The 26,004-nt window shown below is 44.6% G+C and carries 27 protein-coding genes; 17 read left to right on the top strand and 10 right to left on the bottom strand.

The features are described 5' to 3' along the window. Positions 1-94: 94 nt before the first annotated feature. The 5 genes from VIG27_RS15265 (at position 95) to VIG27_RS15245 (ending at position 4,729) form a co-directional block, all read left to right on the top strand. Positions 95-1,624, top strand: coding sequence for a diguanylate cyclase domain-containing protein (locus VIG27_RS15265; protein WP_394523400.1), 1,530 nt, complete (start codon positions 95-97; stop codon positions 1,622-1,624). Between the two features lie 51 nt (positions 1,625-1,675). Then, positions 1,676-2,227, top strand: a complete 552-nt coding sequence (locus VIG27_RS15260) for a GNAT family N-acetyltransferase (RefSeq protein WP_394523395.1) — start codon at positions 1,676-1,678, stop codon at positions 2,225-2,227. A gap of 91 nt (positions 2,228-2,318) precedes the next feature. Next, positions 2,319-3,485 carry a GGDEF domain-containing protein gene (locus VIG27_RS15255; protein ID WP_394523394.1) on the top strand — a complete coding sequence of 389 codons (1,167 nt, stop codon included), beginning with the start codon at positions 2,319-2,321 and terminating at the stop codon, positions 3,483-3,485. 117 nt (positions 3,486-3,602) lie between these two features. After that, on the top strand, positions 3,603-4,370 hold the full coding sequence (locus tag VIG27_RS15250) for a DODA-type extradiol aromatic ring-opening family dioxygenase (protein ID WP_394523393.1): 768 nt from the start codon (positions 3,603-3,605) through the stop codon (positions 4,368-4,370). An 89-nt stretch (positions 4,371-4,459) separates the two neighbouring features. Continuing rightward, positions 4,460-4,729 carry a FeoA domain-containing protein gene (locus tag VIG27_RS15245; protein WP_394523392.1) on the top strand — a complete coding sequence of 90 codons (270 nt, stop codon included), beginning with the start codon at positions 4,460-4,462 and terminating at the stop codon, positions 4,727-4,729. Between the two features lie 84 nt (positions 4,730-4,813). Here the strand turns inward: VIG27_RS15245 and VIG27_RS15240 are convergent, their stop codons facing one another. After that, positions 4,814-5,188 (bottom strand): metal-dependent transcriptional regulator, encoded by a 375-nt coding sequence (locus VIG27_RS15240; protein WP_394523390.1) that lies wholly within the window; start codon positions 5,186-5,188, stop codon positions 4,814-4,816. Positions 5,189-5,251: 63 nt separating this feature from the next. Continuing rightward, positions 5,252-5,863 (bottom strand): recombinase family protein, encoded by a 612-nt coding sequence (locus tag VIG27_RS15235; protein WP_394523389.1) that lies wholly within the window; start codon positions 5,861-5,863, stop codon positions 5,252-5,254. Positions 5,864-6,496: 633 nt separating this feature from the next. Between VIG27_RS15235 and VIG27_RS15230 the strand changes: the two genes are divergently transcribed. The 4 genes from VIG27_RS15230 (at position 6,497) to VIG27_RS15215 (ending at position 10,391) form a co-directional block, all read left to right on the top strand. Further along, positions 6,497-7,561, top strand: coding sequence for a GGDEF domain-containing protein (locus VIG27_RS15230; protein ID WP_394523388.1), 1,065 nt, complete (start codon positions 6,497-6,499; stop codon positions 7,559-7,561). Positions 7,562-7,640: 79 nt separating this feature from the next. After that, the gene (locus VIG27_RS15225) at positions 7,641-8,690 is read left to right on the top strand and encodes a DNA adenine methylase (protein WP_394523387.1); all 1,050 of its coding nucleotides are present in this window, start codon (positions 7,641-7,643) and stop codon (positions 8,688-8,690) included. Then, complete coding sequence (locus tag VIG27_RS15220; RefSeq protein WP_394523385.1) at positions 8,681-9,532, top strand: Dam family site-specific DNA-(adenine-N6)-methyltransferase; 852 nt, start codon at positions 8,681-8,683, stop codon at positions 9,530-9,532. The genes VIG27_RS15225 and VIG27_RS15220 overlap by 10 nt, the downstream gene beginning before the upstream one ends. 292 nt (positions 9,533-9,824) lie before the next feature. Next, a complete protein-coding gene (locus VIG27_RS15215; RefSeq protein WP_394523383.1) occupies positions 9,825-10,391 on the top strand; it encodes a hypothetical protein in 567 nt (188 codons plus the stop codon). 64 nt (positions 10,392-10,455) lie between these two features. Here the strand turns inward: VIG27_RS15215 and VIG27_RS15210 are convergent, their stop codons facing one another. The 5 genes from VIG27_RS15210 to VIG27_RS15190 are packed head-to-tail and all read right to left on the bottom strand — an operon-like array spanning position 10,456 to position 14,789. Then, positions 10,456-11,553 (bottom strand): ABC transporter substrate-binding protein, encoded by a 1,098-nt coding sequence (locus VIG27_RS15210; RefSeq protein ID WP_394523382.1) that lies wholly within the window; start codon positions 11,551-11,553, stop codon positions 10,456-10,458. Positions 11,554-11,568: 15 nt separating this feature from the next. Next, positions 11,569-12,357 carry an ABC transporter permease gene (locus VIG27_RS15205; protein ID WP_394527619.1) on the bottom strand — a complete coding sequence of 263 codons (789 nt, stop codon included), beginning with the start codon at positions 12,355-12,357 and terminating at the stop codon, positions 11,569-11,571. Then, positions 12,357-13,169 carry an ABC transporter permease gene (locus VIG27_RS15200; RefSeq protein WP_394523380.1) on the bottom strand — a complete coding sequence of 271 codons (813 nt, stop codon included), beginning with the start codon at positions 13,167-13,169 and terminating at the stop codon, positions 12,357-12,359. Before VIG27_RS15200 ends, VIG27_RS15205 begins: the two co-directional genes overlap by 1 nt. Then, entirely contained in the window at positions 13,162-14,238 is a 1,077-nt protein-coding gene (locus VIG27_RS15195) for an ABC transporter ATP-binding protein (protein WP_394523379.1), read from the bottom strand. Before VIG27_RS15195 ends, VIG27_RS15200 begins: the two co-directional genes overlap by 8 nt. Positions 14,239-14,255: 17 nt before the next feature. After that, complete coding sequence (locus VIG27_RS15190; protein WP_394523378.1) at positions 14,256-14,789, bottom strand: helix-turn-helix domain-containing protein; 534 nt, start codon at positions 14,787-14,789, stop codon at positions 14,256-14,258. 224 nt (positions 14,790-15,013) lie between these two features. Between VIG27_RS15190 and VIG27_RS15185 the strand changes: the two genes are divergently transcribed. The 3 genes from VIG27_RS15185 to rpiB all read left to right on the top strand — a co-directional run bounded on the left by VIG27_RS15185 (position 15,014) and on the right by rpiB (position 17,746). Continuing rightward, positions 15,014-16,072, top strand: coding sequence for a lactonase family protein (locus tag VIG27_RS15185; protein WP_394527617.1), 1,059 nt, complete (start codon positions 15,014-15,016; stop codon positions 16,070-16,072). A 32-nt stretch (positions 16,073-16,104) separates the two neighbouring features. Next, positions 16,105-17,241: a chorismate synthase gene (aroC, locus tag VIG27_RS15180; protein ID WP_394523377.1), complete on the top strand. Its 1,137-nt coding sequence runs from the start codon at positions 16,105-16,107 to the stop codon at positions 17,239-17,241. A 61-nt stretch (positions 17,242-17,302) separates the two neighbouring features. Next, the gene (rpiB, locus tag VIG27_RS15175) at positions 17,303-17,746 is read left to right on the top strand and encodes a ribose 5-phosphate isomerase B (RefSeq protein WP_394523375.1); all 444 of its coding nucleotides are present in this window, start codon (positions 17,303-17,305) and stop codon (positions 17,744-17,746) included. Between the two features lie 122 nt (positions 17,747-17,868). Here rpiB and VIG27_RS15170 read toward each other — a convergent pair whose 3' ends face one another. Together VIG27_RS15170 and VIG27_RS15165 are read right to left on the bottom strand one after the other, a co-directional pair. Beyond that, positions 17,869-18,837, bottom strand: coding sequence for a methyl-accepting chemotaxis protein (locus tag VIG27_RS15170; protein ID WP_394523374.1), 969 nt, complete (start codon positions 18,835-18,837; stop codon positions 17,869-17,871). A gap of 12 nt (positions 18,838-18,849) precedes the next feature. Next, positions 18,850-19,950: an FIST signal transduction protein gene (locus VIG27_RS15165; RefSeq protein ID WP_394523372.1), complete on the bottom strand. Its 1,101-nt coding sequence runs from the start codon at positions 19,948-19,950 to the stop codon at positions 18,850-18,852. A gap of 327 nt (positions 19,951-20,277) precedes the next feature. Here VIG27_RS15165 and VIG27_RS15160 point away from each other — a divergent pair, with 327 nt between their 5' ends. Next, a complete protein-coding gene (locus VIG27_RS15160) occupies positions 20,278-21,171 on the top strand; it encodes an NAD(P)-dependent oxidoreductase (RefSeq protein ID WP_394527615.1) in 894 nt (297 codons plus the stop codon). Positions 21,172-21,258: 87 nt separating this feature from the next. Here the strand turns inward: VIG27_RS15160 and lepB are convergent, their stop codons facing one another. Beyond that, a complete protein-coding gene (gene lepB, locus VIG27_RS15155) occupies positions 21,259-21,825 on the bottom strand; it encodes a signal peptidase I (protein ID WP_394523371.1) in 567 nt (188 codons plus the stop codon). Positions 21,826-22,052: 227 nt separating this feature from the next. On the opposite strand from lepB, the gene VIG27_RS15150 reads away from it, so the two are divergent. From VIG27_RS15150 to isdE, 4 genes are all read left to right on the top strand, one after another. Next, positions 22,053-22,961 carry a mechanosensitive ion channel family protein gene (locus VIG27_RS15150; protein WP_394523370.1) on the top strand — a complete coding sequence of 303 codons (909 nt, stop codon included), beginning with the start codon at positions 22,053-22,055 and terminating at the stop codon, positions 22,959-22,961. A gap of 256 nt (positions 22,962-23,217) precedes the next feature. Continuing rightward, positions 23,218-24,021 carry a class B sortase gene (locus tag VIG27_RS15145; protein WP_394523369.1) on the top strand — a complete coding sequence of 268 codons (804 nt, stop codon included), beginning with the start codon at positions 23,218-23,220 and terminating at the stop codon, positions 24,019-24,021. Further along, positions 24,011-25,114, top strand: coding sequence for a heme-binding Shp domain-containing protein (locus VIG27_RS15140; protein ID WP_394523368.1), 1,104 nt, complete (start codon positions 24,011-24,013; stop codon positions 25,112-25,114). Before VIG27_RS15145 ends, VIG27_RS15140 begins: the two co-directional genes overlap by 11 nt. Next, on the top strand, positions 25,111-26,004 hold the full coding sequence (gene isdE, locus VIG27_RS15135) for a heme ABC transporter substrate-binding protein IsdE (protein WP_394523366.1): 894 nt from the start codon (positions 25,111-25,113) through the stop codon (positions 26,002-26,004). The genes VIG27_RS15140 and isdE overlap by 4 nt, the downstream gene beginning before the upstream one ends.

The following is a 26,004-nucleotide window of genomic DNA, read 5'->3' as shown; positions in this document are numbered from 1 at the left end:
ATTGATTATCCATGTGTTATACTAATTCTGATTAACCTGGTATGGGGTGCGGCTTTTCCGCCTTTAGAAACAACGAATAAGGGGAAAGGGGGGAGTGGTTATCCGTCGTAAATATACATTGCTTTTAACGGTAATCAGCAGTATCATCTGTGTGGTTATGGTGTGCTTTTATTTGTTTTCCATTGATAAGGTCGGGGAGATCTACATCAAGGAATCAAAAGAAACGATCTACAACATAAAGAAAGATTTCTTAAAGGATACGGTCAATAATCTGGTTTCTGAAATAGATATGAAACGGACCGGAAAATCTTTATATATGGAAAAGTTCGTAAACAGGACATGTGCAGTCATCAATTTGAAGATGGAGCTTTCGGACCGGGAATTTTGTGATTTTTTTATCGGTTTTTTCAATAACAACCCCGATTATAAATCCATCACGGCGGTCCTTTGGGATGAGTCAGAGAAAAAGGCGGTCTATGACCCCAAGAATATTTGCGGGGCCTCCTGGGAAGATACGGTCTATAAAAATTCAAAAACCTTTACTTCCTATCAAACATCCGAACATGGATCATACCGGTTCCTCATCGGAGTCACAAAGGATTATACGGAAAATCTGGTAAAAGAGGATATCTTCCAAACCATCAAACGTGTTCAGTTTAACGGCAGCTCCTATATCTGGATCAATGAAATACTGGATTATAAGGGTGGAGAGAATTATGCCGTAGGCAGGATCTGTACGGACATGCCGGAGAATGTGGGAAAATATTTTTCCGCAGGCACCTCTGATGTTGCAGGTACGTTTCCTTATCGGACGGAACTTGATGGAATCAACCGGGATGGAGAGCTTTTTTTTACCTACAATCTGAAAGACAAGGAAAAAGGAGAGGGCTCCAAAAGGCTGGCCTACTCCAAGTTGTATAAAGACTATAACTGGGTCATTGGTATGGGCCTGTACCTGGATGATCTTAATCCTTATCTGGACCAGATCAACCGGGAAAGCAGGGGCATGGTATCCAGGCTTACTTTTTTGCTGGTATTGCTGTTGGTATTCATACTTGGCATCGGTTTAGGCTCCATTTCCATGATTGAAAATCTATATCATTGGAAGTCAAAGCACTTGATGGAATCCGAGCTGAATGTGGATTCGCTGACTGGAGCAGAGACCCGCAGAAGCGGAACAAAAGACTTGCGGCAGGCGTTTAACAAATATAAGAAGCTGGGTACCGGACCGGGGATCATGATGTGTGATTTGGATCATTTCAAATACATCAATGATAAATACGGGCATTCGGTCGGAGATCTGGTACTGGTAAAATTTGTGAATGTATCAAAAGATTATTTGAGAAGCTCCGATAAAATCATCCGCTGGGGCGGAGACGAGTTCATTATTATCCTATATGGTATGAAAGAAAAAGCAGCATTTGAATTTTGTGATAAGTATTTGTCTAAAATTGCCGATTTAAAAGTAGGGGATGGAAACAAGGAATTAAATGTTACCGTTTCTGTGGGCATTTCCTTTTTCCGGGATACTGACGAAGATTATACAGACGCGATAAATCGTGCCGATGATGCACTTTACCAGTCCAAGAAAAAGGGGCGCAACCAGGCAAGCATCATCAAATAAACATAAGACAAGGGCCGGAGCATGGTTTTCCGGCCGGAAAAGGGGTAGAGTATGAAAATAGAATCAAAGAAATATCAGGTACATGGTTTAAACTATATCATTCGTTCCGCTGCAGAAGCAGATGCAGTGTATTTGCCGGAGTTAAGAGTCATGATTGACGGAGAAACGGAAAACCTGGACAGGGAAGCAGGAGAACATTTGCAAAGCCAGGCCGATTGCAGCCGGCAGATCAAAGAGGATTTGGAGGCACCAAATCATTTGTTTCTGGTGGCGGTAGTCGATGATATCCCCATAGGTTTTGCCAGATGCGAGGGAAGTTCCTTAAAACGGCTGTCCCATAAAGTGACGTTTGGAGTGTGTGTCAGAAAGGATTACTGGGGACATCAGATCGGTAAAAACCTTCTGCTGCAATCCATTGCCTGGGCAGATAAAAACGGAATTAAAAAAATGGAATTAAGCGTTTTGGAAACCAATAAAAAGGCCATTCTCCTGTACATGGATATGGGATTTAAAGTGGAGGGGCTGTTAAGGTTTGATAAGCTTCTTTCTGACGGACGCTTTTATGATACCATTGTTATGGGCAGGATCTCTTCCGTAATTTAAGCAACGAATGATTGAATATACCAAACTGTTATGATACTATGGGTGATAGATTTATAAAGAAGGAGCTTATGGTTTGGGAGAAGGCAATCGTATGAAAAAAGAGAATCTTGAAACTGCCAGTCTTACGGAAATGGAGAAGGGCGATAAACGGATCGACAGAGACTGGCTGTTGCTGCATTACAAAACCACCATTGGTGTAGTGGTTTTTGCTGTCATTGTGGAATGTCTGTTAAGTCTGCTGTTTGTAGGTTCTGATCTGGTTACGATTCCCACTGAACGATATATCTTCAAGTACATTGCAGTGCCCAGCAGTCTCAATTTTATCTGCATCGGAGTAGAGACCTGGGCACTGAGATCCAAATATTTATCTCAGGAGCAGAAGATCTATACGGTTTCTCTTGTATTTGTTTTTATTTGTTTCGTTCTCTTTTGTGTTCACAGCAGGTTAACGGCGATTTATTATATTTTTACAGGGGCGATCATGCTGACCACAATCTACGCCGATTATTGGCTGACCAGCATTACTGCAGCCATGAGCATTATTTCCATTGCAGTATCAGAGATTTTTATAAGGTGGAATCCGATGAAGCCCTATGTGTTTGACAGCATGCTTGAATTCGGAGATTTTCTCGTATCCATACTTGTTTTATTTGCTTTTTCCGCGGCATGTATGGTAGTGATCCGGTTTGAAAAAAAGAAGAATGAAGCCAGTTATCAAAAAGAGATTGAACGGTATGAGCTGAAACAGAGCATTAACCGGGATGAACTGACCGGCATCTATAACCGGAAGGCCATGCATGAGGCGCTTGGCGCTCTGGAAGAACAGGATTCCTTTGAGACCTGTATCCTTGCAACTGCAGACATTGATTATTTTAAAGGAATCAATGACAGCTGGGGGCATTCCGCCGGTGACTGGTGCTTAAAAGAATTTGCCAGGATTTTAACGGAAAATGAAAGGCATTATACTCCATTCCGGTACGGGGGAGACGAATTCTGCCTGCTGTTTGAAAATGTGACCATGGAGGAGGCTGTCAGCATCTGTGACAGAATAAGAAGACAGGTGGAAGAACTGAGTTTAAAGGATCACCCCCAGATCAAGCTGACTGCCAGCTTCGGGCTTGCGGCTTACGCTCCTTATATTGATGCGACCCGTCTTTTTATTCACTCGGATCACGCACTGTATGATGCAAAGAAATTAAGAAACTCCATCTGTATTTATGAAAAAGACCGGTTAGAAAAGAGCCAATGGATGAAATAACGCCATTGGTATTTTTTTTTGAATCAACAGAGTGTTGTTGAACTTGTTGAAAAATCCTGTTATAAATAGAGTATAGCGTACCAAGTATGCCGCATTCTACCGGACGAAAGGAGAATAATGATGATACATCCTATGTTTTTATGCCATGGAGCACCGGATCTTGTATTAGAAGAGAATGATTTTACCCGTTTTTTAAAAGAAATTGGAAAGCAGCGTCAACCAAAAGCCATTGTACTGTTTACGGCCCACTGGGAAACAGAGGTTACTGCCATTTCCTCGATAGAAGGAACCTACGATATGATTTACGATTTCTATGGATTCCCAAAAGAACTCTATCGGAAGCAGTATCCGGCAAAAGGTTCCCCGAAACTTGCCAAAAAAGTAAAGCAGCTGTTGGAGGACAAGAACATTCCAGCCAATCTTGATGAGAAAAGAGGCGCGGACCACGGAACCTGGTCTTTGCTTTCCATCATGTACCCGGAAGCAGAAATTCCTGTAGTTCAGATATCCGTCAACCCCTTCCGGCCCATGGAGGAACAGTTTCGCCTTGGAGAAGCATTAAAATCTCTGGCGGAAGAAGATATCCTCATCATCGGAAGCGGTTCCACCGTTCATAATTTGAGAACCATAAATGCAAATGCCATAAAACCGGAATCCTGGGCGGTGGAATTTGATGACTGGCTGATTGAAAAAATAACACACGTAAGCCGTAAGGAGCTGTTTGATTATCAGGCTCTTGCCCCTCATGCCAGGCTGGCAGTGCCCCGGGAAGAACATATCGTTCCCCTTTTTATTGCAATGGGCAGCGGGCAGACGGAGGCTCCTAAGCTGCTGTACCGGAGCTATGCCTACGGCACCTTGACTTATCTGGGAGTTGAATTTTAAAAATAAAAAGGCGGACTTATCCGGGAAGCGTATTTCCCAGGTTGGATTGGTTAAAATAACTCTGAACTTTTAAATGACGGAGGGAACCAATGCAATCGCTGCAAGATGTAAAAATAGGAGATACCTACACCATCAACTGGATGATGTGCGATCCTCATACCACCAAGATTATGCAAAGCTATGAGCTAAAGGAAGGAATGACCGTCCGTGTGGTAGGGGAATATTATGGAAGTGTGATTCTTGGTGTGGGAGAAAAACGGGTGGCCATTGGCAAAGATGTTGCAAAAGAAATCAAGGTGTCCAGGAATATGGAGGCCAAGGACCCGTACCGGTCCATAGTGCCTGGGCCATTCCGGTAACCCCACCGTTTCCTGGTTTCTGATATGGAACAACAGAACATAAAAAACCGTGTGTAAGCAAAATTCAGACTTACACACGGTTTTTTATGATTTTTTATCCTTATTCACATGGTCTTTGATGGCCGCAAAGCTTTCCGCACTGATCACATGTTCGATCCGGCAGGCATCATCAATGGCTACCTGTGGGGTAACGCCCAGAGTGATGAGCCAGTCGGACAGTAAGGTGTGGCGTTCGTACATCTTTTCTGCAATTTCCTGTCCTGCCTGCAGCAGAGAGATGTAGCCATTTTCATCAACTTCAATGTATCCGTTCTCACGGAGATTTTTCATGGCTACACTGACGCTTGGCTTGGAGAAATCCAGTTCTCCGGCAATGTCAATGGACCGCACATGACCGTTTCGTTTATGAAGCATCAAAATGGCTTCCAGATAGTTTTCTGCAGATTCTTGAATCTTCATAACAACACCTTCTTTCAGCTTAATCTTTACTCATTTTAACACAGATCACCAGGTTTTTTCAAGTCAGGTGTTCTTTTCACTGTTTTTATGTTTTTTTATCATCGTACGAAACTGACTGATTGTGATTCCAAGTGCATTGCTTGCCGTTTTAAGGCTGTATTCCCTCTGCTTCCATTTTTCGTAAACCGGATAAAACTCCTCCGGAAGAGGAGAGGGAAAACGTCCCAGATGCCGGCCCTGTGCCTTGGCGATGGCGATTCCCTCCGCCTGTCTCTGTTTGATGTTCTCTCTTTCTGCCTGGGCTACATAGGAGAGAAGCTGCAGAACGATGTCAGAGATCAGGGTTCCGATCAGATCCTTGTTGGTCCGGGTGTCAAGTATGGGCATGTCAATAATGACAATATCTGCTCTTTTTAATTTTACAATTTCCCGCCACTCCTTCTGAATGTCCTCATAATTTCTTCCCAACCGGTCAATGCTTTTTACAACAAGTACGTCACCTGCTTTTAATTTCCGCTTTAATTTCTGATACTGGGGCCTGTTAAAGTCCTTACCTGACAATCTATCGCAATAAATGTTCTTTTCCAATACTCCCCATTTAATAAGCTCAACCAATTGCCGCTCTACGTTTTGGTCAAGGGTTGATACTCTCACATAGCCATAAAAATTGTTCATATTGTATTTAAAACCTCCAGTCGTTTCTAGTATGGCAGAAAACGCAGATTTTAAAATAAGACAAGCATACCACGTTGCTAAAAAGGTGTACCTTTTTGACATGATCTTCAATCCCCCATCCTCTCATTTTTATTGAGTAAAATCAACCATATTATGATTATAATCATAATTTCGCCATATTTCAACAATAAAAATGAGAGGATGGGGGATTGAAGATCAGATATAAAAAGGTACACCTTTTTGTCAGATAAAATAAAATGCGTACAGACAGCAAATACCAATATTCATACAAAATAAACAAGGGCTGCGAATATATTAATCGTATATCCCCTGTTTCTCATATCCGTAACCATTCAGTTCTCTTATAGTCCAGGCAAAAAGGTCTGCTAACGGAGTAACGTGTTTCAGAAGGGAGGTAGAAAGCATATGTTTAATATCTTTCATACGGGTGAGAAGCGTAAATTCTCCTGGTAGTTGGCAGGAGATGTAGCAGACGGACGGGAAAATGCACCGGCTGTTAGAGTATACCATAAAAATGGAATTGTCAAACCGGTACGGTGAGACGTGAACAACGTTATTTTCCATGGAAACCAGTCTGAAGCAAAGGTCAATCATTGAGTGAAGGTGTAATAAATGACGGAAAAAGATGCGAACACTCTTTTGGAGCAGATCTGCAATATGATATGGAACAGGCCGGCCGGCGGAAAGCTTGAGGACAAAAGCCAGGCTGGGCGGAAACCGCTTTATGCCTCCATAAAACAAATCATCGGGCAGGTCAAGCAGGTGATAAAGGAAAATTACAGACAAAAGAGAAATTTTACAAGTGCTTTTTCCGGACTGTTTCATGAAGTGTCTGTCCAGCTGGAAAAAGAAAAGAAATTCAATACCCTTCTGGTATCCATTTTGGATCGTTTAAAGGAATGGGTGATCGTAACAGAAGAAGAAACCGGAGAGATCCTATATGTCAATAAACTGGCTAAAAAACGGTTTTATGACCCGGAGACCGGAGGGATCGTCTGTGAAAAAGACTGTCCGTTTATGGCAAGAATTCAATCCTGCCACGGACAGGAGGCAGAACAGCGGTACGAGTTTCGGTGTTTCCATGATAAGATTTTTCAGGTTAAAGCATATTCGTTGCTTTGGGAGGATAAAAAAGCGGTGGTTCATCTTATTACAGATATTACCTGTCAGAAAGAAACTGAAGCATATTTGGAGGTCATGGCATACAAAGACGAGCTGACAGGACTTAATAACCGGAGAAATTGTCTGAAGACCATTGACAATTACATTAAAAGTGGCATCCCCTTCTCCATCTGCATGATTGATCTTGATGATTTAAAGCAGATCAATGACCAGGATGGACACTTACACGGGGACGAATATATAAAGCTGGTATCAGAGGAAATAAAAAAATCAGCTTGTGAAGAAGATTTCACCTGCCGGTACGGCGGAGATGAATTTGTGGTGTTATATAAAGGCTGCAGCCAGCAGACTGCCGCCGAAAGACTGGCTGCCATTGACCGGAATCTGGCTTCGGGAGATAAAAAATATCCCATGTCCATCAGCTACGGCGTAGTATATGTTGAAACGGGAACAGATGTTCTTCCGGAAAGTGTTTTGAAAATGGCAGATGAACGGATGTATGCCTTTAAAAGAGAGCGGAAGCAAATGAAAGAGAATGGGGACGGTCTCATTTAGACCCTTATCTTTTCTTGTGTTTTTTCTCATTTTCCTTTATAATGATATGCAGGTTAAAAGAAATGGGAGCAAGAAAAGAATGAGATTTATTGGAAGCAAGACACTGCTGCTGGACCAGATCAAACAGGTGATTGATGATAAAGCGCCAGAGGCGAAAAGCTTTTGTGATATATTTTCCGGGACCGCTGCGGTTGCCAGATATTTTAAACAGTGGTATCAGGTCTGTTCCAATGACCTGCTGTACTTTTCCTACGTGCTGCAGCGGGCTACCGTTGAGAATGACAGCATGCCCGGGTTTGCTCTTTTAAAAGAGACTTTGGGAATTGAAGATCCGGTGGAGTACTTTAACGGAAGAGAGAAAAAACATTTAGAGGAGCTTCCAAAGGAGCGCCGCTTTTTTCAGAATACCTATGCCCCTGAGGGGGGACGTATGTATTTAAACGATGAGAATGCCCTTCGCATCGACTTTGCCAGATGCAGCGTGGAGGACTGGAAGGCGGCTGGTTTATTAAACGACCATGAATATTATTATCTGGTTGCCTGCATCGTGGAGGGAATTCCTTTTGTGTCCAATACTTCAGGGACTTATGGTGCATTTCATAAGACCTGGGAGAGGCGCAGCTATAAACGGTACGAGCTTTTCCGTCTTCCCGTCACCCACAACGGCAAGGAGAATAAGTGCTACAACGAGGACGGAGCGGAGCTATTGACCCGGCTCGAGGGAGACATCCTATACATTGATCCGCCGTATAATGCCCGCCAGTATCTATCCAATTACCATGTACTTGAGACAGCGGCCCGCTATGATTATCCCCAGGTGCGGGGCGTGACCGGACAGCGGCCCGACACAGGGCAGAAATCAGAATTCTGCATGAAAGCGAAGGTGCTTCCTGCCTTTGAAAAGCTCCTCACCAATGCCAGGTTTACCCATATCATACTGAGCTACAGTACGGACGGGCTTATGAGCGTAAAGGAGATCGAAGAAGTCATGAAAGCCTGCGGAAAGCCGGAGACTTTTAAAGTCTATGAGATCCCTTACAGAAGGTATAAGAGCCGGAAGGTAAAGGAAACAGAGCGGTTGAAGGAGCTTCTGTTTTATATTGAGAAGCAGGTGCCGCCATGTTTATAAAAAGTCCTCTCAACTATACCGGGGGAAAGTTTAAGATTTTAGAGCCTGTTTTCCAGGCATTTCCAAAGGATATCAGAACCTTTGTGGATGTTTTTGCAGGGGGGTTTAACGTAGGCATCAATGCCGAGGCAGAACGGATCATTTGCAACGACCAAATCACATATTTAATTGATTTATTTAAACTGTTTCAAAAAACGGAAATAAACGAACTCCTAGATGAAATTAAGGGACTGATTGAAGAATACGGGCTGACCCAGCAGAATACGGAAGGGTACTATGCCCTGCGGTCGGACTATAATAAGACAAAGGATTTAACCCGGCTTTTTGTACTGACCTGTTATGCCTTTAATCATCAGATCCGCTTTAATAACAGCCATGAGTTCAATTCTCCCTTTGGAAGAAACCGGAGTTCCTTTAATGGCAGCATCGAAAAGAACTTAACTCAGTTTTGTGAGGCACTTCATAATAAAAACATTGAATTTTCTAATCTGGATTTTACAGAGCTGGATTATTCCGGTCTTGGTAAAGAAGATCTGGTTTACTGTGACCCGCCCTATTTGATTTCCACAGGTAATTATAACGACGGCAACCGTGGGTTTAAGGACTGGAAGGAAAAGGAAGAACGGGAGCTTTTGGAACTGCTGGACACTCTGGATGCCAGAGGGGTCCGGTTTGCTTTATCCAATGTGCTGTATCACAAGGGACTGTCTAACGATCTTTTGATTGAATGGAGTAAGAAGTATCACATTCATTACATTGATAAGACTTATTCCAACTGCAATTATCAGTTCAAAGAGCGGAATGCCGTTACAGTGGAAGTGCTGATAACCAATTATAAATAAAAAATGCAGATTTCTGGATTGAGATTCCGGGAGTCTGTTTTTTTTTGGAATGATAAAATTTAGTGTTATCTGAAACAATACAAATTTTGGCACTGAAAGCGTATAATTTTGACCTTTGAGTTGAAAAATGTCATGTTTTGAATATACTTGAAATGTATGGAGAAAATGGAACTATAAAAAAGATTCTGGATGCGATGTGTGTACCAGGAAGTATGGAACTTATTGACAGAAACGGCAATCCTGTTGTGATTCATGCATAAGGAGAAAGTAATTTTACTTGTGGAGGTTTTTTATGATATCAGCTGATCTGCTTACCGTAATAAATAAGTCTTATAGCCCAAAGAAAGGTTTGGGTAATAAAGACTTTTCATCCCCTGCTTCAGATCGCCCGAAGGATGAAAGAGTCATCAAAGTGCCAGATCATTCTTCTGGTTATAAGATGTACCTAAAAAAGGGAGCGTTGTATTCTGGCGGAAATGGGACAGGATTATCTTATTATCTTGAATATGCGGAGGGCTCAACGAAAGAAAATCCTCTGGTGACCGCAAAGGGGGTAGATGAGAATGGAGATGAGTTTGAGCAAACGATTTCCATAAATGACATAAATCCAAAGAATGCCACCATTGTTGAATTACAATCTTTGGCCTCCCATTATGGAATTGGTGAGAAGATAATGGGTCTTAGTTCCTTGCCTGCAGAAATAAGAAACGCAGGGCGTACAGATCGTGTCAATCTTTTTAAAGCTTTTGATAAAGGCATTAAGGATTTTCAAACAGTAGGGAGACATGATTTAGAAGCGCTTTATAAGAAAAATTATAATACATATTTAGAATTATTTGAGAGTTTAGGAAAAGAGTAAAATTTATTATAAAAGCGGAAACTCCGGTTCATAAACCAGAATTTCCGCTTCTATTTTAATGGGTTTAATTGGATTTTACTTCTTTCCACGCTTCATTATAAAGGGAATCCACTTCATCCCCAAGATACTTGTAAACCTCGCTGGTCTTTAACATGTTCTCATCCGGGAACAGAGCTTTATTGTTCTTTATTTCCGGATCAAGAAGGTCAAAGGCCCCTTTGTTTGGAGTCGGATAGGTGATGTAATCAAAGTTCTTCTTTGCGATATCAGGGCGGCTCAGGAAGTTGATCCATTTTTCCGCATTCTCTTTGTTGGGAGCATTGGCAGGAATGACCCAGGAGTCCAGCCAGAGGTTGGTTCCTTCCTCCGGAATCACATACTCTAAGGAATAATCAAGGTTTAAATCCTTTACTTCATTCTGGATATAAAGCATTTCCCCGGAGTAGATCACGCCTAATGCAGCCTCGCCGCCGATCATCTTATCCCGTACCTGGTCAATGACATAAGCCTGTACCAGCGGTTTCTGCTTGATCAGCAAATCCCTTGCTTCCTGTATCTCCGCTTCATTGGTGGTGTTCATAGAGTATCCCAGGGACTTTAAAGCCACCATGAAGGCATCCCGGACGCTGTCCTGCATCAGAATGTTGTCTTTGAATTTCTCATCCCATAAATCAGACCATTTGGTAGGTACATCTTTTGGGTCTACCATGCTGGTGTTATAGAGAATCCCTACGGTCCCCCAGCAGTAAGGAACGGAATATTTGTTTTCCGGGTCAAAGCTTTTGGACATCTCCATGTATTTAGGGTCAATCTCCTTGATGTTTGGAACGTTGTCAAAATTGATCTCAGACAGAAGATTGTTTTCCGCCATCTTCTGGATCATATAGTCGGAAGGGCAGACCGCATCGTATTTTACGCCGCCCGCTTCAATGACCGGGTACATCTCTTCATTGGTCTCAAATAAGTCATAGATGACCTTGATTCCGGTTTCTTTTTCAAATTGTTCGATGACGGATTCATCAATGTATTCGCCCCAGTTGTAAACATAAACTTCTCCGGCACTTCCTGCTTTGGAGCTTTGTTTCCCGCAGCCGCTCAGCAGAGAGAGGGAGAGAACGGTCAAGGTACCAAATGCGAGAATTCTCAATAGACTTTTTTTCATGTACATATTCTCCTGTTATTTTTTCTTTTTGGGTGCAAAATTGGTGATTAAAAGAAGCACCAGCACCGTTGCAAAGATGATGGTTGAAAGTGCGTACATGGAAGGCTTGATGCCGCGGCGCACTTCGCTGTAAATGAGTGTCGATAACGTATTGATGCCGGCCCCTCTTGTGAAATGGGTGATGATAAAATCATCCAAAGACATGGTAAATGCCAGCAGAAAACCGGAAAGCACGCCCGGAAGGATGTCCGGGAACACGACCTTAAAGAATGCCGAAGCCGGGGTGGCTCCTAAATCCATGGCAGCTTCGTAGGTACTTTTATCTGTCTGCTTTAACTTCGGCATGACGCTCAATATGACATACGGAATGTTAAAGGTAATATGTGCGATCAATATGGTCTGGAATCCCAAAGAGATTCCAAAGGCGATAAATGCCAGCATGAGGGAGATTCCTGTTACGATATCCGCATTGAGCATGGGAATGTTGGTGATCCCCATCAAAAGAGAGCGGGGAACACGGTCCATGCTGTTGATGGCAATGGCAGCTGCCGTTCCGATGATGACCGCGATCAGAGAAGATAGAAAAGCGATCAAAAGCGTATTGTAAAGGGCTGTCATTATGGTGCTGCTGGAAAACAGCTCTTTGTACCAGCTGAAGGTAAAACCGCCCCACTGGGTACGGGACTTGGAGCTGTTAAAGGAGAGGACTCCCATGGTGAAAATCGGTGCGTAAAGAAACAGCAGAATGATCACCAGATAAAAATCCTGTAAGCTCCGTTTGATAAAATCAAGTTTTCTGTTCATCAAAATGCGGTTCCCTCCCCATTCTTGTCGTATTTGGCAATAAGCGCCATGCTGATCAGGATGAAGACCATCAAGACCAGAGAAAGGCCGGAGCCTAAGTTCCAGTTGCTCCCCTTTGTGAATTCCTGTTCAATGACATTGCCGATCAAAAGAATCTTGCTTCCGCCCAGCAGGTTTGAGATAACAAAGGTGGTAAGAGACGGAACGAAAACCATGGTAATTCCGCTCACGATCCCTGGAATGCTGAGGGGCAGCAGAATCCGGACGAATACCTGCAAGGAATTGGCCCCCAGGTCTCTGGCTGCACTGACCACATTGTCATCAATTTTCATCAGCACATTATAAATAGGAAGAACCATAAAGGGCAGGAAGTTATAAACCATGCCAAGGATAATGGCTCCCGAAGTGTTGATTAAGTTCTGGTTTGGCAGGTGAAGTGTGGATAAGATTCCGTTAATGACTCCGTTCTTTTCCAGCAAGGTCTGCCAGGCCAGGGTTCGTAAAAGAAAGTTCATCCACATGGGCAGGATGAAAATAAAAACAATAAAGCTTCCCTGTCCCATTCCCCGGGAACGCAGAATCATAGCAAGAGGATAAGCCAGGACCAGACACAGCACGGTACTGATAAGGGAAAGTCCTAAGGAAAGCCATAGGGCCTTTGCATGTTCCGAGGTGGTGATGGATACGACGTTAGCCAGGGTAAATGCCCCGGACCGGTCGGTCAATCCGTAGAACACGATCAAAGCCAGGGGAATGATGATAAAGCCGGTCATCCATATGATATATGGTCCGGATAATAATTTTTTATTCATTGATTCCAACCGCCTCCTCATCTTCTGAAGCAGGCTTGTGCATGATCTGGATATCAAAGGGGTCCACGTGAATGCCCACATTCTGGCCCACGGGGAACATATCTGTGCTGTGCACCAGCCATTCAAAGCCGTCGGGTGAAGTCACCTCCATCTCATAATGGACTCCCTTAAAGATCAAATGGGTGACCGTTCCCAAAAGGCTGCCTTCCTCCGGTTTGACCAGATCAATGTCTTCCGGACGGATGACAACGTCCACCGGTTTGTTGACGCCAAAGCCCTTGTCCACACAGGCGAATTTGGCACCGAAGATTTCCACCAGCTCATCCCTCAGCATAATTCCGGGCATGATGTTGCTTTCCCCGATAAAGTCCGCCACAAATGCATTTTCCGGTTCATTGTAGATGTTCTCCGGAGAACCCATCTGCTGGATATAGCCCTGGTTCATGACCACAATGGTATCTGACATGGTAAGGGCCTCCTCCTGGTCATGGGTCACATAGATGAAGGTGATGCCAAGTTCATTTTTCAAACGGATCAGTTCATACTGCATATCCTGGCGCAGCTTTAAGTCCAAAGCGCCCAGAGGCTCGTCTAGCAAAAGAACCCTCGGTTCGTTGACAATGGCTCTGGCGATGGCGATTCTCTGCTGCTGGCCGCCGCTTAAAGAGCTTACGGTACGGTTCTCGTAGCCGTCAAGATTCACTAGTTTTAAGGCATATTTGATCTTATCCTGGATGTACTTCTTTGGCTTATTCTTGATCTTTAAACCAAAGGCAATGTTCTCTGCTATGGACATGTGTGAAAATAAGGCGTATTTCTGAAAAACTGTGTTTAGCTGACGCTTGTTGGGAGGCAGGTTCGTAATGTCCTGTCCTTCAAAAATCACCTGGCCTTTGCCGGGACGTTCAAACCCTCCGATGATACGGAGCGTGGTGGTCTTGCCGCAGCCGCTGGGTCCTAATAAGGTAACAAATGTGTTCTCCTTCACAGAGAGATTCAAATCATCCAGTACCATGGTACCGTCAAAACTTTTTGTAATATTCCGTAAATCAATTAATGGCTGACCCATGACCTTTTATCCTCCTGTCAAAAGCTTGGCGGGGAACTTACCCAGATGAGTGTCGCACCGGCCTTGCTGCTTAAATAATGTTTTTTATCTGATATAAAGTAAAAGGATTCCCCTTTTTTGGCTTTATATGTTTTATTTCCTATATGAATGGAAATGCTGCCCTGTAGGATATAGCCGAATTCCTCCCCCTCATGGGGATTGTCCGGGTAGGTTTGTCCTCCGGCTTCCAGGGTCAGAAGGATCGGCTCCATCATATTCTTCTGGGCGTTGGGAATGATCCAGCAGACTTCATTTTTCAAATCCCCGTCGAATTTTTCAAAATAGTCTCCCTTTCCGAATACGATCTGTTCCTCCGGGGTCTCATTAAAGAACTCCCCGATGGAGGTGCCGAGGCATTGTAAAATATCCATAAGAGTTGCAATGGAGGGAGAGGTTAGGTCCCTTTCCAGCTGGGATATGAATCCCTTTGAGAGTTCTGCGCGGTCAGCCAGCTCTTCCTGAGTCAGACCTTTTAATACACGCAGTTCTTTTAATTTTGCACCGATATCCATATGCTCCTCCTTGTTATTATGTTAAGCCGAAAGTTTACTTATACTAACTGACGATAAATATAACCTGAAAGTTTAGTAATAATAAACAGGCAGCAAGATACATTATACTTATTTTTCCTGTTATGTCAATACTTTTTACGCAAGTTTTTCCTTAACAAATGTCGAATCTTATGATATGATATTTGGTAGTTTGCACAAGGAAAAACCCAGGAGGATATATGATGATGAAAGGTAGATATATGGCTTATGTAGGCTCCTATTCCTACAACGGAAAAGCAAAGGGGATTACAGTATATGATGTGAATGTGGAAAAGGGCAGTTTTATCCCCAGGTGTGAGGTTGAGGTAGATAATTCTTCTTATCTGGTGGCATCTAACAACGGAAAGACACTCTATTCCATCGCAGATGAAGGAGTCGTATCATTCCAAATTCATGAGAACGGTTCCATTACAAAACTAAACTCTGCCAGCATTAAGGGAATGAGAGGCTGTCATCTGTCAACGGATGCAGAGGATAAGTACCTGTTCGTATCAGGATATCATGACGGGAAATGTACGGTGCTGCATTTAAATGAAGACGGCTCTGTGGGAGAGATCGTTACAGGCGTGTTCCATAAGGGACTTGGAAGTGTGGCAGAAAGAAATTTCCGCCCCCATATCAGCTGTTCCAGAAGAACACCGGACGGAAAGTTTATTTTGGTTGCTGACTTAGGCATCGACCAGGTCAAGATTTACCGGTTTGATGAAAAAGAAGAACAGATGGTCTTAATGGATGCCATCCGCTGTGATCTGGAATCCGCGCCAAGATGTTTCCGCTTTAGTTCAGACGGCAGGTTTTTTTATCTGCTCTATGAATTAAAGAACGTGATTGATGTATTTACTTATGAGACCGGAGACCGTTTGCCAAAGATCGAGAAGATCCAGACCATTAAGACCACGGGAAAGGCCCCTCTGACTCAGCTGACGGCCGCCTGCTCCATGCGTCTGTCCAACGATGAGACTCACATGTTCTGCGGCAATGCAGGAGATAATACGGTTACGGTTTATGACCGTGATTCAAAGACCGGACTTCTTACATTTTCCTGCTGTCTTCCCATCAGCGGCAGCTATCCCAAGGATATCTGCGTGTTCCCCGATGACAGGCATATCGCTTCGCTCAACCATGAGACAGGCAGCATTACATTCTTTACGGTGGATTATGAGAAAGGACTCCTGATCATGAACGGCAAAGAGTTAAAGGTCAACGAACCCAACAGCTGCGTAATTGTAAAGGTCAGCGATTAAAATACTTCAGGAGGCGGAAAGGAGAGACATTCATGGCAGGATCAACACTGGGGACAATATGGAAGATAACCACCTGGGGAGAATCCCATGGAAAGGGGATCGGAGTGGTTGTGGACGGCTGCCCGGCAGGACTTGCCCTTAAAGAGGCGGATATTCAGGAATATTTAAACCGCAGAAAACCGGGGCAGAGCAAATTTACCACAAAGCGCCAGGAAGCGGATCAGGTGGAGATCCTTTCCGGTGTTTTTGAAGGGAAGACCACGGGGACTCCCATTTCCATGATCGTATGGAACACAGACCAGCGTTCCAGGGATTACGGCAATATCGTGGAGGTCTTTCGTCCCGGACATGCGGATTTTACCTTTGATGCCAAATACGGGTTCCGGGATTACCGGGGCGGGGGCCGTTCCTCAGGAAGAGAAACCATTGCAAGAGTGGCTGCTGGAGCGGTTGCGGCCAGCTTTTTAAAGTCGTTAGGGATCACGGTAACGGCTTATACTAAATCCGTAGGGCCTTATGAGGCTGATCCGGAACGTTTTTGTATAGAAGAGAGAGATAACAACCGCCTTTATATGCCGGACAAAGAAACGGCTGCAAAAGCAGAAGCCTATTTAGAAGAGATGATGGCAAACAAGGACTCAGTCGGCGGAGTGGTGGAATGCGTCATCGACGGCGTTCCTGCCGGAATCGGAGACCCGGTTTTTGAAAAATACGATGCGGCTCTTGCAAAAGCGGTCATGTCCATCGGGGCGGTAAAGGGATTTGAGATCGGAGACGGGTTTGCGGCTTCCCGTGCGCTTGGTTCTGAGAACAATGACGGCTTTATAAAAGGAACAAAAAAAGCAGTGGAAAAAGCGACCAATCATTCCGGTGGCATCCTGGGCGGCATCAGCGATGGGTCCAGAGTCCTATTCCGTGCGGCCTTTAAGCCCACTCCCTCCATCGCCAGTCCGCAGAGGACGGTGACAAGACAGGGAGAGGAAACGGAGATCGAGATTAAGGGACGCCACGATCCCATTGTTGTTCCCAGGGCCGTAGTGGTGGTGGAAGCCATGGCAGCCATCACAACTGCGGACTTGCTTCTTGCCAACATGACAGCTAGAATGGACCATATTGTCTCTTTTTATAAACGTGAAAATAAAACAACCGGTAAAGGCACAGAATATTGATTAAATCCGGCATTTATGATATGGTAAATGCCGCATATACTTTATTGACGGGAGAAAAAACATGAAAATTGCAATGGGAAATGACCATACGGCCATAGAAATGAAGAATGAAATCAAGAAATTTGTAGAGAGCAAGGGCTATGAAGTCCTTGATTTTGGAACCAATGCGACGGAAAGCTGTGACTATCCGGTGTATGGCGAAAAGGTAGGCCGCGCCGTGGCGGACGGAGAGGCTGATCTTGGCATCGCCATCTGCGGAACCGGAGTAGGAATCTCTCTTGCCTGTAATAAGGTAAAGGGAATCCGTGCCTGTGTCTGCAGCGAGCCTTACACCGCAAAGCTTTCCAGAATGCACAACGATTCCAATGTACTTTGCTTTGGCGCCCGTGTCATTGGCGTGGAGATGGCAAAGATGATCACCGAGGAATGGCTGGATGCTGCTTACGAAGGCGGAAGGCATCAGCGCCGTGTCGATATGGTAATGGATATTGAAAACAGGAAATAAATGGTAAAGGTTCTGGAAAATTTTATGGAAACCGGAGCGGCATTTACCGGAGCCAATCACTTATACAGGAGCCTGGATGCGGCAATCACATCAAGGCTCCTGTTTTCGGATCGTTATAAGTCTTATTTGTCCTTCACCATATCCGCAAGCATATTTTCCATCTGCTGAAGAAAATCAATGACACTGCAGATGATTCTGGATTTCCGGCTCATTTTCACATTGAGATTCTCTATCTTTACCCCAAAGGAATCAACCACATCGGAGATCGCCCCCGTCCCCTGGGCGGCACCGTTCATGCGGATGCTGGTGGCGTCGATATCGGTGATGATCTGTCTGCTGAAGTTCTTAATTTCCTCCGTACAGGCGCTGACCTGGGTGATGTTTTCCCGGACCTCGTCGACCTTTTTTAAATTGGATAAGCTGGAGGCTTTTGATGCTTCGATTTCGTTATGTACATCGCTGATTCCCTGAAACAGGGTATAGATGCTGTCATCAATTCCGTCCACCAGATCCTTGGTGGACTTGGAAAGAAGGCGGATCTGCTCTGCGATGACGGCAAACCCTTTGCCGGCTTCTCCCGCCCTTGCTGCCTCAATGGACGCGTTCAGAGCCAGTAAATTGGTCTGTGAGGCGATGCCGGTGATGGAATTGGACAGATTCTGGATATTAAAAAAATCATGCTCCAGGCGCTGGAACACCTCTGCAATGGCTTCCAGCTGCTGGTTGGTTCCCCGGATGTTATCGGTCAGCCCGTTGGCATTTTGGGTGGTACTCTCGATAACTCCGTTGGAACGGTCAATGATCTCATTGATCTCATTGGCGTAGGAACCGAATTTTTTAAAGTCGTCATTGATTTCATTGATTTTTTCGTTGATGGAGGCAATCTGTTCGTAGGTATCTGTAATATCCTCCATATACTTTGTTACTTCTGCTTCTTCCTGCATCAGCTGCTCGATCTTTTCCTCAATGTGAAGAACTCCGAACTGAAGACTTTTTTCCAGCCGCTTGTCCTGTGTTGCGGTACAGGCAGCTTCTGTTTGTGTGTTTTCCCGATTTTGCTGATTTTTTTCCCTTTTACGAAACAAACCCATAGCAGTTTCCTCCTACTCAAATACAGCCAATAACATGGTCTGGTTAAAATGCTGTTCGTTTAATTGTTCCCCGTATCCTGCAAAGCCTGCGAAATCCCCCACAGAATTTCCCACAGTGGCGGCAAACTCATTCAAGTAGCCGTCCGCTTCAAAAAGAAGGGATCTGGCGAGACAGTTTACCATTAACGTAAAGCTTGGCCTGCTGCATTCCTGTTTTACCTGTTTTAAGGTTTCTCCGATTACAGACTGGTACTGGTCCGCTTCCAGAAGGACCACCTGGGAGTTGTTGTAAATCCGGGCATGGTACTCCATGGCAGAACCATTGACCACGGTGTTATTGGCTACAATATACATTTCATTTCCGATGATTCTGCCCATCGGAGACTGATCTAAATATTTGGGAAGCTGGGCGATGGATACGCCCAAAGCATCTGCCATCACCTTTGCTGCCGGTTTGTTGTCGTATTCGTATACGATTCGCTTTCTCACATCCACTTTGGTAGCTTTAAAATAATGGGTGGTGGGTTTGTAAATATTTTCCCGGTACAGACGGATTCTTCCGCCCAGGTTTTCTATCATCACAAAGACACATGCATTCTGGAAAACCTGGCCGTTTAAGGCGATCATGGTTTTTTCCGCCTTGCCTTTATCCCCGGCAGAGCCTCCGAAAACAGGTATTTTTTTCTTTTCCATGACTGCGTTTATGGTAGAGAGCACCAGTTCCTCACACCGGATCAAAGCGCTTGAAAATTCCAGACAGATGGTATTTTCCGGTTTGTTAAACTGGGAAGCACACCGGATTACCTGGTCCACATATTTCAGGGAATATTGATCCGCTTCCTGTAAAAGACCGGCTTCACACCGGATGCCCTCCTCAAATCCGATCACCATCAGGGTTTCCTTAAAGGCCCCATCCTTACAAAAAGCAGCAAAGGTAGTGGCGCCCATGGAAATGGCCTGGGGAAACCGTTCTTTGATCTCTGCTGCAAATTCTTCAAATTGATCGACTCCGGAATAGAAGAGGATTAATTTGGGGTTGTGCAGCTGGGAAGCGGATTCCGCCACGGCTGCCTTTGGATTGCTGTTTTTGCTTCTTCCTATTTTGTAGTTCATCTCATGATCCTTTCGTGCAATTGAAATGCGACTTTTTTATCATCAGCAAAATACGGTTACAAAATTTCTGAAATGCAGTAATTTTCCGATTTATCTGTGATTGTATCACATCATTGCAAAATTTTCTATCAGAAATAAAAACAAAGTACATCGGGCAAGTGAATGATTCCCATAATGAATGAGTTGCTTTTGTTAATATTTTCCAAAAAGTATTGTTTGTTTCAAAAATTCATTGACGGCTATTACAAGAAACTTGATTTTTTCTGTACAACGTATTTCTGAAATGCTACAATCAAAGAAAGAGCCAGGCAAGTAATTCCTTATTATCTGCCCAAACGAAAAAAGGAGGAACAACGGATGAAGAACATCGGATTTATTGGTGTGGGAATCATGGGAAAATCAATGGTACGCAACCTGTTGAAAGCAGGGTTTGAGGTGTCGGTCTATACCAGGACCAGAGAAAAGGCAGAGGAGGTCATAAAGGAAGGGGCAAAATGGTGTGAAGATGTAAAATCCTGTGCAAAAGGCAGAGATGCCGTGATCACCATCGTGGGATATCCTAAGGACGTAGAAGAGGTTTACTTTGGGGAAAATGGCATTTTATCCAGCGCAGATCCGGGAACTTATCTCATTGATATGACGACCACCAGCCCCAGGCTTGCGGTGCGGATTTATGAGGAAGCCAAAAAGAAGGGGTTAAATGCCCTGGATGCACCGGTTACCGGAGGGGATACCGGGGCAAGGGAAGGAACCCTTACCATACTGGCAGGGGGAGAAGAGAAAGCTTTTAACCACTGTCTGCCGGTGTTTGAAGCCATGGGAAAGGCCATCAAATATCAGGGGATGGCAGGAAACGGCCAGCATACCAAGATGTGCAACCAGATCGCCATTGCCGGTGCCCTGTCCGGTGTCTGTGAAGCGTTGGCCTATGCAAAAGCCAATGGCCTTAATGAAAGGACTATGGTGGAATCCATCGGGACGGGGGCTGCAGGAAGCGCCCAGTTAAAGGCTTTGGCCCCAAGAATTCTTGCCGGAGATTTTGAACCGGGATTTTTTATCAAGCATTTTATCAAGGATATGAAAATCGCTGCAGAAGAATCCAGGGAGGCAGGGGTGCATCTGGGAGTGTTGGAATACGTGCTTTCCATGTATGAAACCATGGCGGAACAGGGTCATGGAGACGAGGGGACTCAGGCATTGGTGAAATATTATTCGTGGTGATGGAAAGACGGGCTGGTTTGTTCGTGTCTGCTTGCTGATAAAAAACGCAGGTCAGGAACCAAATCCTGAACTGCGTTTTTAATGGAATTATTGAATTTTCTTAATGGATGGAAAATAGCGGAATAAGACCTTAGCAATGATCTTGTTCTTCTTCACATATTTATGATTCCATCTTCTGGCGTCTGCGGAAAAGTTCCGGTTGTCGCCCAGCATGAAATAAGAATCTTCCGGAACTTCAAAGTGTGCATCCGGTTCCGGTATCATAGGTTCCGGCAGATAGGGTTCCTCAAGCGGAGTTTCGGAATGATTTAAGTAGACCTTTCCGTTTCGGATATCAATGACATCTCCGGGAAGTCCGATGATACGTTTAACGTAATAGGTCTTACCGGTAGGATCATCCGGGAAATGGAAGATAACCACATCTCCCCGCTGCGGATCAGAAAAATAATAGGACAGCCTGGAACCGATCACCCGGTCGCCTGTCATAATGGTCTGCTCCATAGAGCCGCTTGGCACTCTGCTGTTGGCAATGATGAAATTGTTCAGTACAAATGCAATGGCGGCTGCAGTGATGATAATTTTAATCCAACTGATAAGTTCTTCTTTCCAGTGGAACGGCTTTTGTTCATTCGGCATCGTTTTGTCTCTTTTCATTTTATTTCTTATTTGGATTTCCTGGGTGGTTCCATTATTGAGTGTATATGAGTTTAAAGCAGAACGCAAGGGGATTCACAAAATGGTAAGAAAATATTCACAAACATATCACGGAATAGCCACATCGGGCTGGTAGGATAAAGGCCGGGGGTGGATATTGAAAAATTTCCGGGGGAATGATAAAATGATTTCCAGTTAGTAAAATATGTGAAGTTAGGAGATTGCGAATGATATTGTATGCCCTTACCAGTTCGGCAGCCAATGAGACTTTGACGGATATCGGGCAGGAGGTTCAGGAAAATTTAGAACAGCTAAAGCCCAATGTTCTATTTGAAACAATCAAAAGCTGGGGACCGGATCTGATCACGTTTGGGGTTAAACTTTTGATTGCCCTTTTGATTTTTTTTGCAGGTTCCAGAATCATAAAGCTTTTTTATCATATGCTGGAACGTTCCTTTAAAAAGATGGACATGGAGATCAGCTTAAGAAAATTTCTGCTGTCCGTATTGAATGCCGGTATGTATTGCCTTCTGGCATTTATCGTTGCAGGACAGATCGGTGTCAATTCCGCCTCCATCGTGGCGCTTCTCGGTTCTGCCAGTATCGCCATCGGACTGGCAATTAAGGGAAGTCTTGCCAATTTTGCGGGAGGGGTGCTGATTCTGATGATGAAGCCTTTCCGGGTGGGAGACTATATCATTTCCCAGGAGGGAGAAGGAACGGTACAGACCATTGGTCTTGTTTACACGATTTTAACCACAGCCGATAATAAGCAGGTGGTCATTCCAAACGGGACTCTTTCCAATTCTGCGCTCACCAATGTGACGGCCATGAAAAACCGGAGACTTGATGTGCTTATACGGATCAGCTATGGCTCAGATTTAAAAAGGGCCAAAGACGTTCTGGAGAAAATCATCAAAAACCACCCTGGTATCTTAAAAGAAGAGCCGATGGAGGTATTTGTCAGCGATTTAACCGATCAGGCGGTGATTCTGGGAGTCAGAGGCTGGACGATGATGGAAAATTACTGGACCGTCCGCGCAGAGGTGTTAGAACAGATCAAGCTCCGTCTGGATGAAGCCGGAATTGAGGTTCCTTATAATCTTTTATCCGTTTACGGGAAAGAAAAATCATAAAAGAAATGTCATATTGAGATAATTGGTCAAAAAGTTTGTTTTCAAAGACTTTTTGACCTTTTTTGTTATAATAAACCGTAAATTTTTGAAAAGGCCAATAAAGATGAGCATTGAGACCTAAATTCCAAGATTGAATCATATTGAAAGTCCACTTTTTATAAATATATAATGCTAATGTGGAAAGGAAATGGATTAGTTTCTCTTTTTTTACCAATAAGTTAGCATGGGCTAACTTGGACGGAAAGGATGGATGACGATGAATCTTGAAAAAGAACTGAGACGGCTTCAGAAAAATCTGAAAAAGGGTACATATAAATCCATGTTACAAAAGGCAGGCATTGGGACCGCAGTGGTGTGTACCGTGCTTCTTGGCAGATACTATTTGGAGACAAGCAGAGCAGAAGAAGCGGTGAATCAGCTTCGCCAGACGAAAGAGATTTCCCAAAGGGACGGCGCAGGTGAGACGGAGGCGGTTGGTGAGGAACGTGTGATGCCAGAGTATCAGACTTTATTTTCTGAAAATCCCGATCTGGAAGGCTGGCTTACCATTGAAGGGACGAAGGTGGATTATCCGGTCATGTGGACCCCGGAGGACCCGGAATATTACAGCCACCGGGGATTTGATAAGGAGAAGAGCAAAAACGGACTTTTGTTTATGGATGAAGCCAGTGATATGTCAGAGCATGGGGGAAACATCATCATTTACGGTCACAACATGAAGAATGGTTCCATGTTTGCAGACCTTTTAAAGTATAAGGATGAGGATTACTATAAAGAGCACCCCCTGATCCGGCTGGATACGCTTTATGAAACAAGGACGTATGAGATCGCCAGTGTGGCGGCGGACAACGATCTGGAGGAACTTCCCTATGGTTTTACAAGTGCATCTGACCCGGAAGCAGAGAAGGCAATAGAAGCGATGGAGTCTAATTCCCTCTATGATACAGGAGTCGGTCTCACTTATGGAGATGATTGTTTGACCCTTTCCACCTGTGATTACAGCAAAGAAAACGGAAGGCTGGTGATAATGGCAAGGAGGGCTGCGCCGGATGAAGATTAAAAAGAGACTGGTGGAAAAAAGAGCCGTGGCACGGATTCTCGCACTGGTTATGATGCTGGCGCTGGCAATCGGAGCGGTCCATCCGGTTTTGGTTTGGGCGGAGGAGGAAGGAACCTATCTGGTAACTATTACTCCCAGCTATAAGGACCCGGAGACAGGCAAGATTGAAGATCCGGGTAATAATGAGGCCATCGGACAGGGAATGACAGAGCGTATGTGCGGTTCCACCGCACTTTTGGAGGTGGACGGTTCAGGGACCATGTACCTTACGGTGCGGTATTATTTATCCAGGTTTATCCGTGATGTTACGTTTGAAGAGCGGGAAGGAGATTCCTATACGGAGCTGCCTTATCAGGAGGTTCAGTCAAAAACGGCAGAGGAAGGGGCTTTGGATCTTGGGGATAAGTATGGATATACGGATTACCGCATGAAAATAACCAGTCTGGATTCTGTATACCGGGGAAAAGCCTTTATAAAACCAGCGGAAAGAAATGTCGTTTTCTTTTTTACCGCAAAAGATCCGGTGGCAGGAAGCGGAGATTTTGTTACCGGAAAATCGGAAGATTCCAAGGAAATACAATCAAAGAGCATGGAATCAAAGAGAACGGAATCGAAGAATAAGACCAAGACCGTCGAAGAATTGCAGGCAGAAGAAAATGAAGCCTTGGGATTAAAAGAAAGTTCAGAGAAAAAAGTGCTTACTTTTGATGGGAAAGAAGAGGAGATGGGAAACGGCAGCGGGGAAGCAGATGATCCGGTCACCGGAATTCCGGAAAAACCTTCTTTAACATCAACCGCTCCAGAAAACGTCCAATACCAGAACGAAGCTACTTCTTATCATCTGGATACGTCTTATGATTTATCCCAGGTTCCCATGGAAGAAGCCAGAAAGCAGACCAGCCAGATGTTAAAAGACGCGGTTGGAATTGTGACGGTGACAGGAACCCGGCCGGAAGAAAGGGGGAAACGGATACCAAAGCCCCAAGAGTCTGAAAACCGGAAGGTTATGATGGGGTTGTTTGGGGTATCCGCAGTTTTGGCAGCTTCTATGGGACTGGGAGTTTTAAGACAGCGGCAGGGAGACAGACAATGAAAAGAAAAGGATTTATTAAAACAATGTTCGCAATTGTCGGTCTGACATCTGTTGTTCTTACCGGCTGTGTAGACCAAACGGGTACGGGAGTCAGGAATACAGATGCCGGTAATCTTAAAATAGCGGCGGCCTCACCGGCGGTTACAGAACTCATGGCAAGGCTTGACATTGATCTTGTTGGAGTGCCGGAGTCAGGCCTTTCTAAAATTCCCTCCCGCTATGACGGCGTTACCAGAATCGGCCTGGCCATGAATCCAGATGCAGAAGTCATAAAAACACTGGACCCGGATTATGTGGTGGGACCTTCGGCCCTTCAGTCTGATCTGCAGCCAAAGCTTGATGCAGCAGGAGTGAGCGGTGTATTTATAAATCTGGAAAGTGTGGAAGGGCTTTATAAGAGTGTGGAGGAGCTTGGGGAACTATTTGGAAGGCAGGAGGAAGCCCGGAAGATGACCGATGAGTTTTCCGCCTTCTATTATGAATACCGCAAGGTCAATCAGTTCAAGGAAAGTCCCAGAGTACTGGTTTTGATGGGGCTGCCGGGTTCCTATGTGGTGGCGACCGGCAAAAGCTATGTGGGAAGTCTGGTAAGGCTGGCAGGGGGGATCAATGTGTATGAAAACGAAGAAAAGAATTTCATTACGGCCAATACGGAGGATATGCAGTCAAAGAATCCGGATATTATTTTAAGAGCCGCACATGCCATGCCAGAGGATGTGATGCAGATGTTTCAGGACGAGTTTGAAACAAACGACATATGGAAGCATTTCCGGGCGGTCCGGGAGAAAGCGGTCTATGACCTTCCCCAAGACCAGTTTGGCATGAGCGCCAAATTTAATTTTCCGAAAGCTCTGGAAACTCTGCAGCCAATGATTTACGGGGAGGAATAG

Source organism: Lacrimispora sinapis (genome assembly GCF_043633585.1).
GTDB lineage: Bacteria > Bacillota > Clostridia > Lachnospirales > Lachnospiraceae > Lacrimispora > Lacrimispora sinapis.
Note: the sequence above shows the minus strand (reverse complement) of the source record. Positions and strands in the feature narration are given on the sequence as shown.

What these genes read in the sequence shown, in the direction of transcription:
- VIG27_RS15240 (WP_394523390.1), bottom strand. Translation starts at nt 5,188, where the DNA reads ATGAAGATTCAAGAATCTGCAGAAAACTATCTGGAAGCCATTTTGATG.
- aroC (WP_394523377.1), top strand. Translation starts at nt 16,105, where the DNA reads ATGGCAGGATCAACACTGGGGACAATATGGAAGATAACCACCTGGGGA.
- VIG27_RS15260 (WP_394523395.1), top strand. Translation starts at nt 1,676, where the DNA reads ATGAAAATAGAATCAAAGAAATATCAGGTACATGGTTTAAACTATATC.
- VIG27_RS15185 (WP_394527617.1), top strand. Translation starts at nt 15,014, where the DNA reads ATGAAAGGTAGATATATGGCTTATGTAGGCTCCTATTCCTACAACGGA.
- VIG27_RS15165 (WP_394523372.1), bottom strand. Translation starts at nt 19,950, where the DNA reads ATGAACTACAAAATAGGAAGAAGCAAAAACAGCAATCCAAAGGCAGCC.
- VIG27_RS15255 (WP_394523394.1), top strand. Translation starts at nt 2,319, where the DNA reads ATGAAAAAAGAGAATCTTGAAACTGCCAGTCTTACGGAAATGGAGAAG.
- VIG27_RS15140 (WP_394523368.1), top strand. Translation starts at nt 24,011, where the DNA reads ATGAAGATTAAAAAGAGACTGGTGGAAAAAAGAGCCGTGGCACGGATT.
- VIG27_RS15150 (WP_394523370.1), top strand. Translation starts at nt 22,053, where the DNA reads ATGATATTGTATGCCCTTACCAGTTCGGCAGCCAATGAGACTTTGACG.
- VIG27_RS15235 (WP_394523389.1), bottom strand. Translation starts at nt 5,863, where the DNA reads ATGAACAATTTTTATGGCTATGTGAGAGTATCAACCCTTGACCAAAAC.
- VIG27_RS15195 (WP_394523379.1), bottom strand. Translation starts at nt 14,238, where the DNA reads ATGGGTCAGCCATTAATTGATTTACGGAATATTACAAAAAGTTTTGAC.
- isdE (WP_394523366.1), top strand. Translation starts at nt 25,111, where the DNA reads ATGAAAAGAAAAGGATTTATTAAAACAATGTTCGCAATTGTCGGTCTG.
- VIG27_RS15145 (WP_394523369.1), top strand. Translation starts at nt 23,218, where the DNA reads ATGAATCTTGAAAAAGAACTGAGACGGCTTCAGAAAAATCTGAAAAAG.
- rpiB (WP_394523375.1), top strand. Translation starts at nt 17,303, where the DNA reads ATGAAAATTGCAATGGGAAATGACCATACGGCCATAGAAATGAAGAAT.
- VIG27_RS15245 (WP_394523392.1), top strand. Translation starts at nt 4,460, where the DNA reads ATGCAATCGCTGCAAGATGTAAAAATAGGAGATACCTACACCATCAAC.
- VIG27_RS15210 (WP_394523382.1), bottom strand. Translation starts at nt 11,553, where the DNA reads ATGAAAAAAAGTCTATTGAGAATTCTCGCATTTGGTACCTTGACCGTT.
- VIG27_RS15250 (WP_394523393.1), top strand. Translation starts at nt 3,603, where the DNA reads ATGATGATACATCCTATGTTTTTATGCCATGGAGCACCGGATCTTGTA.
- VIG27_RS15230 (WP_394523388.1), top strand. Translation starts at nt 6,497, where the DNA reads ATGACGGAAAAAGATGCGAACACTCTTTTGGAGCAGATCTGCAATATG.
- lepB (WP_394523371.1), bottom strand. Translation starts at nt 21,825, where the DNA reads ATGAAAAGAGACAAAACGATGCCGAATGAACAAAAGCCGTTCCACTGG.
- VIG27_RS15220 (WP_394523385.1), top strand. Translation starts at nt 8,681, where the DNA reads ATGTTTATAAAAAGTCCTCTCAACTATACCGGGGGAAAGTTTAAGATT.
- VIG27_RS15170 (WP_394523374.1), bottom strand. Translation starts at nt 18,837, where the DNA reads ATGGGTTTGTTTCGTAAAAGGGAAAAAAATCAGCAAAATCGGGAAAAC.
- VIG27_RS15225 (WP_394523387.1), top strand. Translation starts at nt 7,641, where the DNA reads ATGAGATTTATTGGAAGCAAGACACTGCTGCTGGACCAGATCAAACAG.
- VIG27_RS15205 (WP_394527619.1), bottom strand. Translation starts at nt 12,357, where the DNA reads ATGAACAGAAAACTTGATTTTATCAAACGGAGCTTACAGGATTTTTAT.
- VIG27_RS15215 (WP_394523383.1), top strand. Translation starts at nt 9,825, where the DNA reads ATGATATCAGCTGATCTGCTTACCGTAATAAATAAGTCTTATAGCCCA.
- VIG27_RS15200 (WP_394523380.1), bottom strand. Translation starts at nt 13,169, where the DNA reads ATGAATAAAAAATTATTATCCGGACCATATATCATATGGATGACCGGC.
- VIG27_RS15190 (WP_394523378.1), bottom strand. Translation starts at nt 14,789, where the DNA reads ATGGATATCGGTGCAAAATTAAAAGAACTGCGTGTATTAAAAGGTCTG.